The organism is Microbulbifer aggregans (assembly GCF_020524005.1).
GTDB lineage: Bacteria > Pseudomonadota > Gammaproteobacteria > Pseudomonadales > Cellvibrionaceae > Microbulbifer > Microbulbifer aggregans_A.
Window position 1 is genome coordinate 673,189 of record NZ_JAIVKK010000004.1, and the last position, 15,551, is coordinate 688,739.

General features: G+C 47.9%; 20 protein-coding genes and 1 pseudogene. 5 read left to right on the top strand and 16 right to left on the bottom strand.

What is annotated here, in order from left to right; genetic code table 11:
- Positions 1 to 65: 65 nt before the first annotated feature.
- The 4 genes from LC093_RS10455 to LC093_RS10470 all read left to right on the top strand — a co-directional run bounded on the left by LC093_RS10455 (position 66) and on the right by LC093_RS10470 (position 2,429).
- Positions 66 to 890, top strand: a complete 825-nt coding sequence (locus LC093_RS10455) for a YciI family protein (protein WP_226664753.1) — start codon at positions 66 to 68, stop codon at positions 888 to 890.
- Positions 891 to 933: 43 nt separating this feature from the next.
- Positions 934 to 1,317 (top strand): YciI family protein, encoded by a 384-nt coding sequence (locus LC093_RS10460; protein ID WP_226664724.1) that lies wholly within the window; start codon positions 934 to 936, stop codon positions 1,315 to 1,317.
- 67 nt (positions 1,318 to 1,384) lie between these two features.
- Positions 1,385 to 1,735 (top strand): YciI family protein, encoded by a 351-nt coding sequence (locus LC093_RS10465; protein WP_226664725.1) that lies wholly within the window; start codon positions 1,385 to 1,387, stop codon positions 1,733 to 1,735.
- A gap of 67 nt (positions 1,736 to 1,802) precedes the next feature.
- Positions 1,803 to 2,429, top strand: a complete 627-nt coding sequence (locus tag LC093_RS10470; protein ID WP_226664726.1) for a glutathione S-transferase family protein — start codon at positions 1,803 to 1,805, stop codon at positions 2,427 to 2,429.
- A 49-nt stretch (positions 2,430 to 2,478) separates the two neighbouring features.
- On the opposite strand, the gene LC093_RS10475 is transcribed toward LC093_RS10470, so the two are convergent.
- From LC093_RS10475 to LC093_RS10490, 4 genes are all read right to left on the bottom strand, one after another.
- Positions 2,479 to 3,759, bottom strand: coding sequence for a DEAD/DEAH box helicase (locus LC093_RS10475; protein ID WP_226664727.1), 1,281 nt, complete (start codon positions 3,757 to 3,759; stop codon positions 2,479 to 2,481).
- Positions 3,760 to 4,009: 250 nt separating this feature from the next.
- Positions 4,010 to 4,462, bottom strand: coding sequence for a GNAT family N-acetyltransferase (locus LC093_RS10480; protein ID WP_226664728.1), 453 nt, complete (start codon positions 4,460 to 4,462; stop codon positions 4,010 to 4,012).
- Positions 4,463 to 4,686: 224 nt separating this feature from the next.
- Complete coding sequence (locus LC093_RS10485) at positions 4,687 to 5,163, bottom strand: DUF3291 domain-containing protein (RefSeq protein WP_226664729.1); 477 nt, start codon at positions 5,161 to 5,163, stop codon at positions 4,687 to 4,689.
- Positions 5,164 to 5,367: 204 nt separating this feature from the next.
- Positions 5,368 to 6,318: a helix-turn-helix transcriptional regulator gene (locus tag LC093_RS10490; RefSeq protein ID WP_226664730.1), complete on the bottom strand. Its 951-nt coding sequence runs from the start codon at positions 6,316 to 6,318 to the stop codon at positions 5,368 to 5,370.
- 130 nt (positions 6,319 to 6,448) lie between these two features.
- Here LC093_RS10490 and LC093_RS10495 point away from each other — a divergent pair, with 130 nt between their 5' ends.
- Positions 6,449 to 7,069: a glutathione S-transferase family protein gene (locus LC093_RS10495; protein WP_226664731.1), complete on the top strand. Its 621-nt coding sequence runs from the start codon at positions 6,449 to 6,451 to the stop codon at positions 7,067 to 7,069.
- A gap of 371 nt (positions 7,070 to 7,440) precedes the next feature.
- Here the strand turns inward: LC093_RS10495 and LC093_RS10500 are convergent, their stop codons facing one another.
- The 12 genes and pseudogenes from LC093_RS10500 to LC093_RS20550 form a co-directional block, all read right to left on the bottom strand.
- A complete protein-coding gene (locus LC093_RS10500) occupies positions 7,441 to 8,667 on the bottom strand; it encodes a hypothetical protein (protein ID WP_226664732.1) in 1,227 nt (408 codons plus the stop codon).
- 15 nt (positions 8,668 to 8,682) lie between these two features.
- The gene (locus tag LC093_RS10505) at positions 8,683 to 9,294 is read right to left on the bottom strand and encodes a hypothetical protein (RefSeq protein WP_226664733.1); all 612 of its coding nucleotides are present in this window, start codon (positions 9,292 to 9,294) and stop codon (positions 8,683 to 8,685) included.
- 535 nt (positions 9,295 to 9,829) lie between these two features.
- Positions 9,830 to 10,165: a hypothetical protein gene (locus tag LC093_RS10510; RefSeq protein ID WP_226664734.1), complete on the bottom strand. Its 336-nt coding sequence runs from the start codon at positions 10,163 to 10,165 to the stop codon at positions 9,830 to 9,832.
- A gap of 82 nt (positions 10,166 to 10,247) precedes the next feature.
- The gene (locus LC093_RS10515; protein ID WP_226664735.1) at positions 10,248 to 10,715 is read right to left on the bottom strand and encodes a nuclear transport factor 2 family protein; all 468 of its coding nucleotides are present in this window, start codon (positions 10,713 to 10,715) and stop codon (positions 10,248 to 10,250) included.
- A 63-nt stretch (positions 10,716 to 10,778) separates the two neighbouring features.
- Positions 10,779 to 11,228: a PH domain-containing protein gene (locus LC093_RS20545; protein WP_413231499.1), complete on the bottom strand. Its 450-nt coding sequence runs from the start codon at positions 11,226 to 11,228 to the stop codon at positions 10,779 to 10,781.
- A 48-nt stretch (positions 11,229 to 11,276) separates the two neighbouring features.
- On the bottom strand, positions 11,277 to 11,891 hold the full coding sequence (locus tag LC093_RS10525; RefSeq protein ID WP_226664736.1) for a DNA-3-methyladenine glycosylase I: 615 nt from the start codon (positions 11,889 to 11,891) through the stop codon (positions 11,277 to 11,279).
- A 16-nt stretch (positions 11,892 to 11,907) separates the two neighbouring features.
- On the bottom strand, positions 11,908 to 12,198 hold the full coding sequence (locus LC093_RS10530; RefSeq protein WP_226664737.1) for a YciI family protein: 291 nt from the start codon (positions 12,196 to 12,198) through the stop codon (positions 11,908 to 11,910).
- Between the two features lie 157 nt (positions 12,199 to 12,355).
- Complete coding sequence (locus tag LC093_RS10535) at positions 12,356 to 12,568, bottom strand: hypothetical protein (RefSeq protein WP_226664738.1); 213 nt, start codon at positions 12,566 to 12,568, stop codon at positions 12,356 to 12,358.
- Positions 12,568 to 13,032: a hypothetical protein gene (locus tag LC093_RS10540; protein ID WP_226664739.1), complete on the bottom strand. Its 465-nt coding sequence runs from the start codon at positions 13,030 to 13,032 to the stop codon at positions 12,568 to 12,570. Before LC093_RS10540 ends, LC093_RS10535 begins: the two co-directional genes overlap by 1 nt.
- 125 nt (positions 13,033 to 13,157) lie before the next feature.
- Positions 13,158 to 14,341: pseudogene (locus tag LC093_RS10545) on the bottom strand (IS3 family transposase).
- 97 nt (positions 14,342 to 14,438) lie between these two features.
- Positions 14,439 to 14,903: a hypothetical protein gene (locus LC093_RS10550; RefSeq protein ID WP_226664740.1), complete on the bottom strand. Its 465-nt coding sequence runs from the start codon at positions 14,901 to 14,903 to the stop codon at positions 14,439 to 14,441.
- Between the two features lie 559 nt (positions 14,904 to 15,462).
- Complete coding sequence (locus LC093_RS20550) at positions 15,463 to 15,546, bottom strand: hypothetical protein (protein ID WP_413231504.1); 84 nt, start codon at positions 15,544 to 15,546, stop codon at positions 15,463 to 15,465.
- Positions 15,547 to 15,551 lie beyond the last annotated feature (5 nt).

The window sequence follows — 15,551 nt, forward strand, 5'->3', positions numbered from 1 at the left end:
TGAAACCACCAGCAAATCATTGCCCGCGAGGCCAACTTACCCAGGAGTGCGTTACCGTGAGATTCATGATTATTCGCAAAGCGGATGCCAACACCGAAGCGGAAGTGATGCCCACTCAGGCCGAGTTGGAGGCCATGGGGCATTACAACGAGCAGATGCTTAACGACGGTGTGTTTATTGATGGTATGGGTTTAAGGCCAAGTAGCTACGGTGCCCGTATCGATTTTCGTGACGGCAAACCCGTTGTGACCGATGGCCCATTTGCCGAAACCAAAGAGCTGATTGCCGGATTTACCCTGTTCGAAGCCGCTTCAAAAGCCGAAGCCATCGAGCGGGTCAAGCAGTGGCCGCAGATGGATGGGAACGGCAATGTATCACTGGAATTGCGGCAACTATTCGAGATGGCTGATTTTGAACCCGGTGAAGGGCTCGATGTGCACAAAGATATGGACGACCGTATGCAGCGCCAGCCCGCAAGCGTTTGCCCGCACCTCAACTTCGACGGCAATTGCGCAGAGGCGCTGGAGTTCTACGCCCAGGTGCTGGGTGGGGAAATTCAGATGATGATGAGCTACCGCGATTCTCCGATGGCAAGTGACCTCGGCGAAGCATGGCAGGATAAAGTCATTCACGGTTGTATCGCCATCGGCAAACTCAGGCTGATGGGGTGTGATGTGCCTCCCGGTCACTATCACAAGCCACAGGGAATCGATGTACAGATCAGCTATCCGGAAGTGGAGCGTGCTCGCGCCGCGTTTTGCGGCCTTGCGGACCAGGGTGCCATCAGCATGCCATTCGACGAGACATTCTGGTCCAAAGGCTTTGGCATGGTGACAGATCGCTTCGGAATCGCATGGATGGTGAACACCGATGCACCCGGCGAGCAATAAACCGGTTCAAGCGCATTCGATACACAAGCAAAAGGAACACAGTATGAAGTACCTCGCACTGGTCTATTACGATGAGAAGCTCATGGAGACAAAATCCCAGGAGGAGTGGGATACGCTCAATCAGGAATGCATCGCGTGTGTCGAAGACCTGAACAGAAGCGGACATTACATCACCGGCAGCCCGCTACTGCCCACCAGCTCGGCAACAACTGTCCGGGTGCGCGACAGCCGGGTGACCGTCACCGATGGCCCGTTTGCCGAGACCAAAGAACAGCTCGCCGGCTTTTACATGCTGGAAGCGAAAGATCTCAACCAGGCTATCTCGCTGGCCGGAAAAATCCCACCGGCCCGCTACGGCTCGGTGGAAGTTCGCCCAGCGCGGGAATTGATGGCAACAGGCAATGAGGCCGGCGGCAATGCCGGATAAGAAAATCGGAAATCAAGTACTACCGACGGTAGAAAAACAACTGAAGTAACCAACACAAGGAAAAACCGTGAAAAACTTTCTCGCCATTTATCTTGGCTCCCCGGAAACTATGCAGAAGTGGGAACACCTGTCCGAAGCCGAACAGCAGCAGCGAATGCAAGAGGGTATGGCCGCCTGGAACGGCTGGATGGAACAGCATCAGGATATTCTGGTGGCTGAAGGTGGTCCGCTAGGTAAGACCAAGCGAATTGATTCGGAGGGCATTGCCGATACCCGTAACAACCTGACCGGCTACGTCATTGTCAAAGCCGAATCCCATGAAGCGGCGGCCAAACTCTTTGAAGGTCACCCGAGCTTCAGTATCTTTCCTGGTGATGGCGTGGAAGTGATGGAGTGTATGCCGATCCCCACGATGTAACCCCAGGGGCCGGGCAAGCCCTTGTCCGGCCACATAAAATTTTCCATGAAAAGAGGCGGAGCTGGCGATGATTAAACTCTACGGAACACCACCAACCCGGGTACTGCGCGTAATGTGGATGCTGAATGAGCTGGGGTTGGAGTACGAACTACACCCGGTCGACCTCATGAAGGGCGAGGCTTATCACAAAGACTTCCTTGCCCTAAATCCCGCCGCCAAAGTCCCGGTACTGGTGGATGGTGACCTCGTATTGTCGGAGTCCGCCGCGATCCAACTCTACCTGGCCGAAAAGCACCCCGAAGCGGGATTGATTCCGGGCTCTATCGAAGAAAGGGCGCAAATGTACCGCTGGATGTTTTTCCTCGTCACCGAGATCGAGCAGCCCCTGTGGCGCATCGCCAAACATACATTCATCTACCCGAAAGATAAGCGATTGTCGCAGGATATTGAGCTTGCGAAGAGCGACTGCAAACAGATGCTGGCGGTGTTGGAGCAGCATATGCAGGGGCGTGAGTTTATTGTCGGTGACCGACCCACCGTAGCCGACTTTAATGCGGCTTACACACTGGATTGGGTCAATGAATACGAATTACTTGGGGGCACACCGCGATTGCAGGAATACCTCAAATCCATGTACGCCCGTCCCACCGCACCAATGCGGATTGCTGAGGGCATTGCGGCGGTAGACGGTTAATAAAAATGGCCGGTTCACAGGGTTCCATTCAGGCTCTGGTTGAGCCCGGTCATTTCTTTATCGATCCCCATGGGGTTTTGGCTTCGGGCTTTTTGGTCGCAGGCTGGGCGGATTTTGACGGTTGTCCGGGTTTTTTCACCGGCTTGTTTTTCTTGGCGATCTTAACGGAAAAGTTCAGATTTGACGCCGGTAGGTCTTTGACGACCGGAAATTCATCAATGATTACCCGGTCGATAATTTTTCCAAGCCGCCGCTCAACGGCACACAGCCTTTTGAAATCGTCCTTGGATACCAGCGACACAGCTTCGCCAGCGGAACCGGCGCGGCCGGTGCGCCCGATGCGGTGGATATATTCATCCGCGTCGTCCGGCATGTCGTAGTTGACTACCCGCTCAAGCTCATTGATATCAATGCCACGGGCGGCCACACCGGTGGCTATCAGAATATTAAGATCACCGGATTTGAAATCGGCGAGGATCTTCGAGCGCGACGCCTGGCTCTTACCGCCGTGAATCGCTTCCGCCTTGATGCCGCGCTTTTCCAGCTGACTGACCAGCTTCGCGGCACCGTGCTGGGTGCGAATAAAAATCAACGCCTGGTTCCAGTCGCGCTCTTTTACAAGATGGCTGAGCAGCGCCGACTTGTTGTGTTTGTCGACCGCGATCAGCCACTGGGAAATTTTCGGCGTGGTTTTCTGGTTACTGGCGATAGATATTTCAAGCGGATTGTCGACCACACTCTTGGCAAGGGACTTTACCTGGCTCGACAAGGTTGCGGAAAACAGCAGGCTCTGGCGTTGTGAAGGCAGGCGCGCAATGATTTTGTCGAGGTCATCGATAAAACCCATGTCCAGCATTCGGTCGGCTTCATCCAGCACCAGTATTTCCAGTTCATCAAAATAGAGCGCGCGCTGGTGTGCCAGATCCAGCAGCCGCCCCGGCGTGGCGACCACAATATCCACGCCGTCAATCAGCTGCTGCTTCTGTGGCTCCAGATCAACACCGCCCACCATCGTCATAGAGACAACGGATAAATGTTTGCTGTACAGCTGGATATTGTCCTGTACCTGTATCGCCAGCTCGCGGGTAGGTACAAGAATCAGTGCACGGAAGCGCTTGGCGCGACGTTTGCGCTCACCACGAAGCGCTTCGAGCATCGGCAGCACAAAAGCGGCGGTTTTGCCGGTACCTGTCTGTGCGGTCGCAATAAGATCCCGCCCCTCCAGAATGGCGGGAATCGCTTTGCGCTGGATGTCGGTTGGGGTCGAATAGCCCTTGTCTTCAAGGGCCTGTAGGATCGGGTCACTCAATCCCAGGGTGCGAAATGTCATCTGGAGTCTCTAATCGGGTATTGGCCGACAATGGATCGGCGGCAGGTTTCAGTGCGGCATGGTAACAGTAAAGTCCAGAATGAGTGGCAGTCTTTGAGCCCCGGGGCCGTAGTGCTTCCCGATATATATACAAACGAATGACTACCTATTCCTGATTGAGTTGTTGCCGTATGTGTACCGTGGTTTTGGCGTGGAAGTTTCTAAGGCTTGCTGCAGTCCGAGTACAACTTTACTTGCGGAATCGGAATCACTATTCATTGCTATCTGGCTTGATCACAAAGCCTCTTTCGACGCCTGACTTGAAACCCAATTTTTCATACAGTTTATGTGCCGCTGCACGGCTTTCGCCAGACAGTAGCATGACTTTGTAGCAACCTGACTCCCAGGCCTCTTCCAGCGCTTTTTCCATTACCATCTGGCTCAGGCCCCTGCGCTTGAATTGTTCCGCGGTCACAACGTGCTCAATGATCCCGAATGGACGGGCGCCGTTTGTGATCGTTGGCACAATGCCCAGCTGGCAGGTGGACGCCAGTTCGCCATCAATTTCTGCTACGAACAACTTGGCGCTCGGGCTGCTCAATAGCGCTTCCCAGCATTTGCTTGCTTCGTCCGGATCAACGAGCGGGTCGTGAGGACGTAACTCGCTATAGAGTTTGAGCAATCCCAGAAGGTCGTCTTCCCGGCAAAGCCTGATAGTTTCCATTGTATTGATTTCCAATATGAGGCCTTACGTACTGGGCCCGTATTTGAATTGTGTAGCTTCTTTCCAGCTGCATTGCCGAGTGTAAAAAATAATTGGGAGCGCCAGCATAACGACGTTAGCCGGTCTGAAAGGTACAAGTGGATATTGCGTGAGGTTCCGATTAAGAGAGTAGGGGACGCGAACTGATTTGTGTTTTAGTGTACACAAATTACTCGCCTGTACTGTCACGCGCGTTCTGATTCGATGCATATCGAGTCAGGAGCAGGGTAGGCTCTGGCGAAGTTGAATGCCTGCTCGCTCGGTCCAAGCTTCTGGATCAAGCTTAGTTTGCTCTTTACATCCTCAATACTTGGAATTTCTCCGGCGGGAACCCACCATAGCACCAGGTGCGCCGACTTGGTTTTTTCAAACCATTGCTTTTTTTGCTTTAAGATTTCCAGGTGTTCCCCGGAATACACATAAGATTTAAGCGTCTCAATACTTTCCCAAACCGACATATTTAAAATTATCTTTTCATCGTCATATAGTTTAAATGCGGTCGCATCTCCTTCATCGGACTGAAGTCTCCAGATAAAACCTTCACTGATATCCGCTAGAGCATTTAAGCGATCCAGCTCTGCAACAAACCCGGCCATCACGGGATGGTCCAGAGTTTCAATGCCGTATGCGATGTTCACTTGTGCAAGATGGTAACTGGCCATTGGAACTCCATGTCGAATGTTGCTGCCAGAGGAAACTGTGACGTGAACGTGCGTTTATAGCATTTTAATCCTTCCTGGAGAAAGCGCGCGGTCAATTCGTGTTCCCTGTCAGTACGCGGACCTATTGATGGCCGTAGAGGGTCAAACATCCTTTCAGTGTTGTATGGGCAATTTTGTCAAAAATATACAGAATCGACCCTGAAATTAAATCGTCGCCAAACTCATAAGCCTCTCGGCCTGCTGACGCAACGCCACCCGCAAGTCCGATGGTGCGAGAATCTCAAAAGTAAACGGCAACCGCACCAGCTGTGAAGAAAACCAGTTCAGGCAGCCGGTGTGTGCACGCCACAACACCGCATCTCCTTTGGGCGTCAGCAGGCCCAGTTCATCGCCGAGCACCGCACTGGCATTCGCAAGATCCGTATGCAGCAGTAGCTCCACATCGATACCGGTTTCCATACTGGAAAAACTGCTGGTGAGATAGGCTGCTGCATCAAAATCCATTGGCCGCTGGAAGGGGATATCAAGCCGCCGCAGCTGCTGCATGCGGTCGAGGCGAAAGGTGCGGAGTTCTGTGCGCAGGTGGCAATGGCCCACCGCGTACCAGCGGCCGTAGCGGAATACCAGCCCATATGGGTCGAACGCACGTCGCGTTACACCGGTATTGTTGCCGCTGGTGTAGTCGAATTCCGTGCGGTACCGATGCTGGGTGGCGGCCGCCAGCGCTGCCAGCGTTACGCTGTCCGCTGCGGCATTCGGCACCAGCTCCAGGGTCACGCTGTCATCGAGCGCGCGCAGTTGCTCTTTCAGTTTCTGCGGCATCACCCGCTCCAGCTTGGCCTGGGCACTGGCGACGGCGGTGGATACTTCACCCACGCTGAGACTGCGCGCCGCCAGCAGACCGAGAGAGATTGCCAGCGTCTCCTCGTTGGTGAACATCATTGGCGGCAGCTTGTAGCCGGAGACCAGCCGGTAACCGCCGTGGCGCCCGCGCTCCGCCGTCAATGGAATGCCAATCTCTTCAAGTGTGGCGATATAACGGCGCAGTGTGCGCCTATCCACGCCCAGCATCTCGGCCAGTTTGCTGCCACTGGCATTCCCGTGGATCTGAAGAAGCTCCAGGAGTGCCAGTACCCGTGTCGTTGGATTCGACATCAATTCGCATCCTGCTCAATTTATTAGGACGGAATATAACCTATATAACAGTTAGAGTGCTCCCGTTCCTATCTCGACCCCCTGCAACCGCAGGGTGCCGAACAAAACAGAACAGCAACGGAGAGCTGCTATGAACGATGAAGTCATCCTGTATACCAACCCCCAATCCCGCGGCCGTACCGTGCGCTGGATGTTGGAAGAATTGGCTGCGCCTTACCGCACTGAGGTGCTCGAATACGGTGGCAGTATCAAGTCGCCGGCCTATCTCAAAATCAACCCCATGGGCAAAGTGCCCGCCATCGTGCACCGTAATCAGGTCGTAACCGAAAGCGCAGCGATCTGTGCCTATCTGGCAGACGCCTTCCCGCAAGCCGGGCTGGCGCCACAGCCGGAAGAGCGGGGAAGTTATTACCGATGGCTAGTGTTTGCCGCCGGGCCTCTTGAGGCAGCCATTACCGACTTCAAAGTGTTTGGTGTAGAGCCTGATGCAGAAAAGCAGGTGATGGTGGGTTACGGCAGCTACAGGGCCGTGCTCGATACCCTTTCGGGCTGGTTTCGGGAACACCGCTATGTAACCGGCGACCGCTTTACCGCTGCCGATGTCTTTGTGGGGGCGCAGATTGCCTGGGGGCTGGAATTCGGTACCATTGAAAAACGCATTGAATTTATCGATTACGCAAATCGGGTTACCGCACGCGAAGCGCACCGCTCCGCGATGGCAAAGGATGATGCGATCGCGGAAAACGCCTGATTTGCTCTGGCGGCGACCCCGTCGCCGCCAACTTGAGAGGTCTTTAAATGGTCACACCGCGGAGGCATCCATCCACATAATCTCCCAGATGTATCCATCGAGGTCCCGGAAGGCGCGGCCATAAAGCTCAAAACGTAATCGACGGAAAATTTTTTTACGCTTGGTAAGCCAGCGAATTCCGCTTCGTAGCCTAATGTTGACTTGCCGGATGTTTCTGTTAAATACAGCTCTCCGGATGTGCATACGGAGATTGTAAAAACGGCCGCTATGATGCTTAAAAGTCTTAACGGCAGGGAAATATCCTATTCATCTGGTGCCCGTATACCCGTCTAAAAGTCTCGAACTGCGCCCCCCCGTGATTGACGTATCTATTATATTTTTACTCTCAGGCATCTGAGAGATCTTTTGTCTTCCAGAGGGCCTGTGAAGCATAAGCTACCATCAGTTTCTTGGGGTATTTCACTTCCATAATATGGATTGTCCATATTCTCAAGGTTCTTTTTGAAATAATGAACCTGATTGAAAAGTTCTATTTTTGCATCCATGTCATAAAACTTGGCGACATATTGATCGTATTCCGGTGAAATGGAGATGAGTACATCACCGATGTAGTTTCTTAGCTTGGAGGTTGAAGGGGGCGAGCTTTGTTCTTCTTCGATATGCTTCGCAAAATCATCCGGAGCCATTCGTGCTAGATTTTCAAGCTGGTAGTAAACTGGCGCTATTGCATTAACTGTCATGTTTGGCTTATACACCATTCGCGTTATCCATCCAGGAAAGTTGCCACCCATTTCAAAAAATTCCGGATTCTTATCCAGGTTTTTGAAAGTGTGGTAAGACATTCCAAATTCTCGGGCAGCTATCATGGAAAACCCCTTCTCTGATTGGCTCAACCCGGGAATGATCTCCCCTTCTAGATTTTCATTCGATAAAATAACACTCGTAACATCAATGATTTCTGATAACTTCATGAGAATAACCAATTTCCCAATTAGGTTATCCTGTAATTCCATTGCCTTCCTCAATGTTGAGAATTGCTCTGAGAGTGAATCAATTGCCGATCTAGCATCTCCGGCACGATAGGCCGATATTGCCTCGAGTACTTTAATACGCTCGGCGGCAGCAAGGTATTGGTAGGGCGGGTATGTTTCTCTGAGTGTTGGTTCTGACAGCGTCGTATATTCGTTGAATTCCAGAAACTTTCTGGAGCGATAAACCAATGTCTTGTGTGTAGTTGATATGGATTCTGTATTTACTTCAGGCGAGAATAAATACGCCAAGCAATCATCTTCCCAAGAACTGCAGAATGCTTCACCAGTGGGTAACGGTAACTTCTCAGCGTCTGGATATTGGATAAACTCATAGGAATCGTCAGATATGGACTTCTGATACTCCGTCAGTAGTTTTTTGCCGACAAGTCTTGGGTCTTCACTTTCCTTCGCGAAAAAACCTAGAAGGTAAAGGTATGATTCGCTTTCATCCCGATCTTCTAGTCTGTCAATAAGGTCAGTAGCATGAACGCTCAAGTTATCATCAATTTGAGCTAACAATATTAGAGCGACAACCGCCGGAAAAATTACAGATAGTACTTTTTTCATAATTGAATATAACTTCTAAAGAGACGGAGGCGTTAACGGTTCTTCCTCTTTGTTTGTAATATTGGCTCCGGAAACCAAATTGTTTACTTGCTCGGCCAATTCATACGTACATTTATGTATAGCCAGCATTCCATCTCTAGCGGCTAGATGCTCATATTTTGGCGCAGTAATGAAAACCCCTGATGTATACGCATTCAACCCTTCAACTTGTTCTGTGAGCCTCTCATATACAAGTTGGTCGACCGCTGAGGCCACATTTTCATCTGATTCTGTTTTTAACACATATGTTTCGCCGGAAGAGACTTTTCGCAAAGTGTATTCGAGCTCTATCGATGTGGCAGTTGGTGAAAATATTGTTGATGGAACTTCGGCGGTGAAGCTAAGCAATCTCACTGAAACTGAATAGTCGTAGTTTTGTTGGCTTTTATGAGTGGGTGTGTCAACAATTTCAAAAAAATTAGATAACGAGAGTAGCGCCATTTCTGGAATTACACGCCCTAAGGGATAAATCCAGGTAGAGGTCAGCTGAGATGTCGAATAATGCTGTGATTTCAGATCATCATCCATTGATATGAAAAGTTTAACTGGTGATTTCTGAGTTAGAGCTTCACTCTCTACTGGGTACATGGGTAACTCAACGATATTTGAGCACGATGCTAAAAAAAATACAGTAAGCAAAGGAAAGATGTATCTATAAAGTCTCAATTTGATTTCCTTAATGGGTGCTAAATGAGGGGAACAACGCTGCAGACTGGGAAAAAGTGTGTGGCCTTATTAACTGTGTGTCAGTGTAAGGGCGTTTATCCACTCCTTCATAGCAGGAATTACTTGATAGATTTCAGATTCGAAACCTTCTTTTTCATAGTAAACTCCTATCTCCATTCTATATGCCCAGTCGCTACATTCCTCGACGACGGAGTAGGGTATACACTCTAGTGCTTCTATAGATTCGCGAAATTTCTGCGCGAATGTATCGTAAGTGACTACATTTTCTCAAACTCATCAATCTCTGCCAATAGACTTATCAAAATGGACTGATTCGACATTGCCTTTCTATACTCGCGATAGTTAATGCCCGGCTTTGGGATGGACTTAGATCTTCGACGCAGCGGAAGGCTATCCTAGGTCCCGCACTGCTGATAATGGCCGCTTGTTAATCCCGCTAGACCTCGATTGAGAATTGGAACTCATAGTTCTTTACCTCCACGAAATCGCAATTTTCGATTTTTGGTAAAAATTCTGCTTTGGAAATAACTTTTACAAGAACAGAGTCTGGAACTGTTTTTGAGTTCTTACTTACAATTTCAGCTGACTTAACACTTCCATCTTTTCCAATTTCAAGCCGAGCCATACCGTCTACTTCTTTGACGTCAAACTTACTGGTATCTTCAAAAAGAAAAACCGGGTGTTTTATGATCTCAATGTCTCGCTCGTCACAAGGTAAGCAGGCAATCGCTATTGAAGGCAAGAAGAGTGCGAAGAATAGTAATTTTTTCATGGTGTGCTCATAGGGCTTAATGCTGTCGTCCCATGGAAGTCCGAAGGCTCAGAGTATCTTGATCGGTATTATTGTATGGGTACTACTCGTGATATTTTCGGATTACTGCTACTTTGCCATGCTCAATTTCTAAAACTTCCATCATGGTTTGACTATATTCAATTTCTTGGTTGTTTTCTGGATGGATACCCTTTGCATGGTTCTTGTATCTAATAGCAACGGCAGAGTTATTGAATACGAATACATCTATAAGCTCGGCATTGTATTCAGTATGCGCCCCTAGATAGAAAGTCATGCCTTTACGCATTGCCTCTTTTCCTTCAGGAGTACGTGAATCGTCCGTTTCCCAGGGAAGATGAGTGTGCCCTATATCATCAGTCAATAGCCCAAGATAGCTTTCCAGATCTTCTTTGGTAGCATCTGGAGCTTGTGTAGCAATCATTTTTTCAAAGTATGTTTGAGCGAATTCTTCTAAATCAACTTTTGATTCTTCCGCATTAAGATGGATGGAAACAAAATATATGCATACCAAATAAATTAACTTTTTCACATAGATCTCCATTTTTATGCTTCACTTTTCGTCCGCTATTTGGGCTTTATCATACTGCGCTTGTTAAATTTTCCTGCCTATTGCGCTTAGGAATTCGCTTTTTCCTTGTGGTGATATCATGATCGACTTACCGCTAGAGTAAGTGATTCGCAGTCGGTCTAATGACAAAGCGGGGCTCGACAACGTATCACGTGTAGCGGTTACAGAAGATATTTCATCTATTGGAACTGACCATGAAAAAGGCCCACAGTGGATCTTTAGCAATCCATTTGAAACGATATAGTTTGTGGCGAGCATTATCCAGACCGGAAGAATTACTCCAAGCGTAGAGGTAGTTGCAACTATCGCTATGTTTACTTTCGAGATTGGTTGGGCTATCAATAAATAGATGGCAATGATCATGCTAAATACGGCAGCCCCCCATATGATCACGGCCAGCCATGTATCTACTTTAGACTGAAACTCTTGCATCATTACTCTCCAGAAATTTAACGCCTGCCGTAACCGGCGCATTTGTAGTGAGCGCAGCGAACGAAAAGTTCGTCCGTGTTGGCGGCCTTGCTAGGGCATTTTTGGCTTAATGAAACGTTCGCGTGCTTTTTTAGCCTCGGTCCTAAATACACACCCTTCTGCATGATCGTTAATAAGCCCCATAGCCTGCATAAAAGCGTATACGGTCGTAGGGCCAACAAACTTCCAGCCTTTCTTCTTTAAATCTTTTGACAGAGTCTTTGAAGCTTCTGATGTTGAAGCTGTCTGAGGTTTAGCTAAGTCTTCTTCGTCGGGCTCATAACTCCAGAAAAATGCAGCAAGCGACCCTGTTTCGGTAACCATTTCTTTTGCACACTTAGCATTGTTAATAACCGCCTCTATTTTTCCTCGGTGACGGACAATGCCTGCATCTGCTAATAAGCGCTCAATATCTTTTTCTTTAAAAAGGGCGACTTTATTGAAATCAAAGCCGTGGAATGCTGAACGGAAATTATCTCTCTTAGCAAGTATCGTTCGCCAACTCAGTCCTGACTGGAAACTCTCAAGGCATAATTTTTCAAATAACCGGATATCATTGCTTACAGGGTATCCCCATTCTTTATCATGGTAATCAAAAAACTCCGAGGCAGCAGAGCACCAACTGCAACGAGATTTTCCATCGCGCCCATTTACCGTAGAACTCACTTTGTTCCCCCCTTCATTATTGTGAAACAAGAAACTGTAAACGTGGATCGGCTTTTTTGGGATCAATTTCAAGTATTTCTGCGTTAACGATGTTTTCAACTACAAATGGATCTTCGTTAACTATTTTTTGAAGATCAGTTGCAGATACATTATGAGCAATAACAGATCCACCCAGCCCCGGTTGCAAACTACCGACTAACAAAAATACTCCGTCATCAAAACCACGCTTTATCCATTGGTTATGGCCATCCATAAACTCTGGTGCCTTGCTTTTATTTTCTGAAAACTTGAGCAGTACTACATACATGGGATCTCTTCCTGTAGATTCGTATTTTTGACTTTTAGGTCCTAACGCCGCTGTATGGGGCATTTTTTGTGTAGTGTAGTTTTGGGGTAAAGTGGCGAAGCCACCCCAAAACGGAACGTAGCAAAAAAATGTCCCAATGACAGCCTTGTTGTATTTTTTACAACAGTTCGTCGAGGGATATCCCTGCCTCTACTTCAATAGTTTTATATTCGTCTTTTAAAAATTCTAAAAATTGAGTTAGCTGCAGATGATGCTCTTCATAGTCACTTCTATTTTTTAAAGTTTCACTTTTTAATAGATTCTCTTGATATAGCACCGCATCCCTAACAGCGGATACAAGAAGCGGAGCCCAAGCATTTGGAATTTCCATTAAACAGCCTCTTTTATAAGCTTATTTGCAAGTAGTTTTAGCTTGTTCTTAAATTGAGCCAGCGGCATATCATAGGCTGGAGCAATGGTAAAATGTGTAGCTTTAAACCTTTCGTTATACTCATCCTCTACAATAGCCAAGCCCTCTGGAAGATCCGTTCCTCCTGGAATTTTAAAATACTCCCAATCTTTTCCTGTTGGAACACCTTTCTTGTCAAATGTACTTAACCCACGTGGTCTATCTTTGATAAATACCCACGGCTCTCCATTTTGATGCTCAATTTTAATATCTGCCGGACGTGGTCGACCATTGGATAATTTATACGCCTTTTCAACAAAGTCGAATGGAGACCCGCCTTGCTTCCTATTTAAAGCACGCCATAAATCTTTTGGAACGGATCCTTCAAAATATCGTTCCAATCTTCCTTTTTCTATAAGTACATCCTTTAAAACTTTAATACTCATAACTTCTCCTTGTATGATAAAAATATAACGCCCGGGTTTGGGGCGGGCTTGGAGTTACGAAGCAGCGGAAAGGCCGTCCCAGCCCCGAAGGTGATCTTGCCCCGATAAAACGGACACATCACTTTTTATGCGGCCATTCTCTCGTATTCCATTGGCGATTGAGAATTCAGCGCAGAATGCAGCCGTTTACGATTGTAAATATCATTAATATATCGAGCCAGAGCATACTTCAGATCGCTCACTGTCTGAAAGCTTGTCCCTCGAATAAGCTCAGCTTTCAAACTATGAAAGAACGATTCCATGTGAGCATTGTCTGTACATTTCCCTGGCCGACTCAAACTATGTTGAATACGATACCGATTCAGGTCTTTTTGGTACTCAGATCCTCTGTACTCAACACCCCTATCCGTATGCAGCATCTGTCCAGGTTGCGGACTTCTTTTCCTTACGGCATTTGCCAATGTTCTTCTGGTGACGTCTGTTGTTCTTTTCGCATCCAAGCTCCAACTCATGATTCGACGGGAATGCAAGTCCATTACCACTGAAAGGTACTGCCATTGGCCCTGAACCTTAAGATAAGTCACATCAGCAACCCAAACTTGGTTCTTACCACTGGGCACTGCTCCGTCAGCTCTCAGGTTCTCCCCGGAGGCTAGGAAACGCTTTAAACCTGGCGCCCTACGCGTCACTCTGGCAACCCTACCGATAAGCCCCATCTCTTGCATCAACCGGGCTACACGCTTGCGGCTGACCTCATACCCCCTATTCTGCAGGGATTTCCAGATTCTCGGACTACCATAGCGTCCGGCTGATTCATCTGAAATCTTCTGAATCTGTGCTTTCAGTTCTTTGTCCTGGTATTCTCTATCTGATGGTGGTCTCTTTAGCCCGTCATAATACCCACTACGTGACACTCCCAACCGTTCACTGATTCGGCTGACGCCTAGTTCTTGTCCGAATCTCTGGATGAATCGATATCTTGCTGATGTTCCTCCGTAAGAAACCGTTGCCACTTTTTTAGCAGGTCAACCTCCTGCTTGAGCTTTCGATTTTCTGCCTCAAGACGCTTTATCTTGGAAAGCTCTTTCTATTGCTTCGAAACCACCCCGGTGAGCTTCTTTCTCTTGTCAGCCACAATCTTCCCTTCTCGATACTCTTTTCGCCATCGTGACAGCATGAAGGGATGGATGTCGAGCGTAGCAGCAACCTCTTTAACTCGACCCCCCTCAATTAAGCTCAGCATCACTGCCTTTAGCTTGAGCTCATCTGAATACTGTCAGGTCTTCCTAGGGTTGTTGTACTTCGGCATTAGACACCTCGTCTGTTTGACTTTGGTGTCCGTTAAAGCCGGGGAAGATCAACTGTGAAAAAAACGCACAAAGTAAGACGTCGGCTGCCGCACCATGCTAGTGCGATGTGCCACTGTGGGTCACCAGTACTTCTATAGGCTTGCTCTCAACTCCAAACGAATTAACTGCGATCACCTTTACTTTGAGGTTGATAGGCTCCTGAATGTCTGATGCACCATCAAGCCAAACAAAACGAACACTTTTCCTGCCGGGAATAGGAGTGATGAGTTCCTTAGGGAATACCCCTTCGGGACCTTCACCATCTACAACGGTAAACTTATAACCAGTTAACCTGCGATGATTGGTGATTGCTACCTCTATGGTCCCGGCGTCAGCGCACATACTACCAACTCCATCCCTGCCTCTCGAAATTTCACCGATGGCTATTTCGGGTTTTGGAACCTTAACCGTAGTCAAACCTATTGGTGGTGCCGCCTGGAATATTTCGTATGTCCTAGGAAATGAGCATCCCCACGAATCTACGGGAAATACAGCTGCGAAAAATGGAACTAAATATTTCATTGATGAACGTACACTAACGCCTTGCTCACCTGCACATGCTGCGGAGAGCGTTTTTGTATGAAAATGGAGCGCAAACGACACATACAAAAACGAGCGTAGCAGTATGTGTCAGGTGCATTAATTTGTTATGCATTATTGTTTACCGACTATGTCTTTAATAAAAAACCATATATAGATGCCTGAACCGGACCAAAAAAACAATTTAAGAAACGTAACAAATAAAAACAAAATAGGATATTTGTCGAACGGCACTAAGCCTGGAGTCCTAAGATTTTGTATAGAAAAAGTCGTGAATGCTTCTGCTAGGTGGCTGCCAAGCCAGATGAAAAAGAAAATGCTAATAAATAGCCAAAGCCAATTCTGCTTATAATTTGAAGCGATATCCGTAATGAAACCACTCAATCTTGTACGCGGTACAGCATCACTGGAATTAGTACGTTTTCTACGCTTATTTTTCTTACATTTACTCGGCGACTTCTTCATATAGATACATAACGCCCTAAACACCCGCGTAGCGTAGCTGCTTGGAACTTAACCCGCTTTTGCACACACCTAGTTGTTAGCAATTGATTTTACACTCAAATTCTTGAGGCGAAACGTACCCAATTGAAGAATGCGATCTCTGAGTGTTGTAGTAGCGCATATATT

What these genes read in the sequence shown, in the direction of transcription:
- LC093_RS10475 (WP_226664727.1), bottom strand. Translation starts at nt 3,759, where the DNA reads ATGACATTTCGCACCCTGGGATTGAGTGACCCGATCCTACAGGCCCTT.
- LC093_RS10505 (WP_226664733.1), bottom strand. Translation starts at nt 9,294, where the DNA reads ATGTACCCAGTAGAGAGTGAAGCTCTAACTCAGAAATCACCAGTTAAA.
- LC093_RS10535 (WP_226664738.1), bottom strand. Translation starts at nt 12,568, where the DNA reads ATGGAAATTCCAAATGCTTGGGCTCCGCTTCTTGTATCCGCTGTTAGG.
- LC093_RS10455 (WP_226664753.1), top strand. Translation starts at nt 66, where the DNA reads ATGATTATTCGCAAAGCGGATGCCAACACCGAAGCGGAAGTGATGCCC.
- LC093_RS10485 (WP_226664729.1), bottom strand. Translation starts at nt 5,163, where the DNA reads ATGGCCAGTTACCATCTTGCACAAGTGAACATCGCATACGGCATTGAA.
- LC093_RS10480 (WP_226664728.1), bottom strand. Translation starts at nt 4,462, where the DNA reads ATGGAAACTATCAGGCTTTGCCGGGAAGACGACCTTCTGGGATTGCTC.
- LC093_RS10460 (WP_226664724.1), top strand. Translation starts at nt 934, where the DNA reads ATGAAGTACCTCGCACTGGTCTATTACGATGAGAAGCTCATGGAGACA.
- LC093_RS20550 (WP_413231504.1), bottom strand. Translation starts at nt 15,546, where the DNA reads ATGCGCTACTACAACACTCAGAGATCGCATTCTTCAATTGGGTACGTT.
- LC093_RS10495 (WP_226664731.1), top strand. Translation starts at nt 6,449, where the DNA reads ATGAACGATGAAGTCATCCTGTATACCAACCCCCAATCCCGCGGCCGT.
- LC093_RS10510 (WP_226664734.1), bottom strand. Translation starts at nt 10,165, where the DNA reads ATGAAAAAATTACTATTCTTCGCACTCTTCTTGCCTTCAATAGCGATT.
- LC093_RS10550 (WP_226664740.1), bottom strand. Translation starts at nt 14,903, where the DNA reads ATGAAATATTTAGTTCCATTTTTCGCAGCTGTATTTCCCGTAGATTCG.
- LC093_RS10540 (WP_226664739.1), bottom strand. Translation starts at nt 13,032, where the DNA reads ATGAGTATTAAAGTTTTAAAGGATGTACTTATAGAAAAAGGAAGATTG.
- LC093_RS10490 (WP_226664730.1), bottom strand. Translation starts at nt 6,318, where the DNA reads ATGTCGAATCCAACGACACGGGTACTGGCACTCCTGGAGCTTCTTCAG.
- LC093_RS10500 (WP_226664732.1), bottom strand. Translation starts at nt 8,667, where the DNA reads ATGAAAAAAGTACTATCTGTAATTTTTCCGGCGGTTGTCGCTCTAATA.
- LC093_RS10530 (WP_226664737.1), bottom strand. Translation starts at nt 12,198, where the DNA reads ATGTATGTAGTACTGCTCAAGTTTTCAGAAAATAAAAGCAAGGCACCA.
- LC093_RS10470 (WP_226664726.1), top strand. Translation starts at nt 1,803, where the DNA reads ATGATTAAACTCTACGGAACACCACCAACCCGGGTACTGCGCGTAATG.
- LC093_RS20545 (WP_413231499.1), bottom strand. Translation starts at nt 11,228, where the DNA reads ATGCGCCGGTTACGGCAGGCGTTAAATTTCTGGAGAGTAATGATGCAA.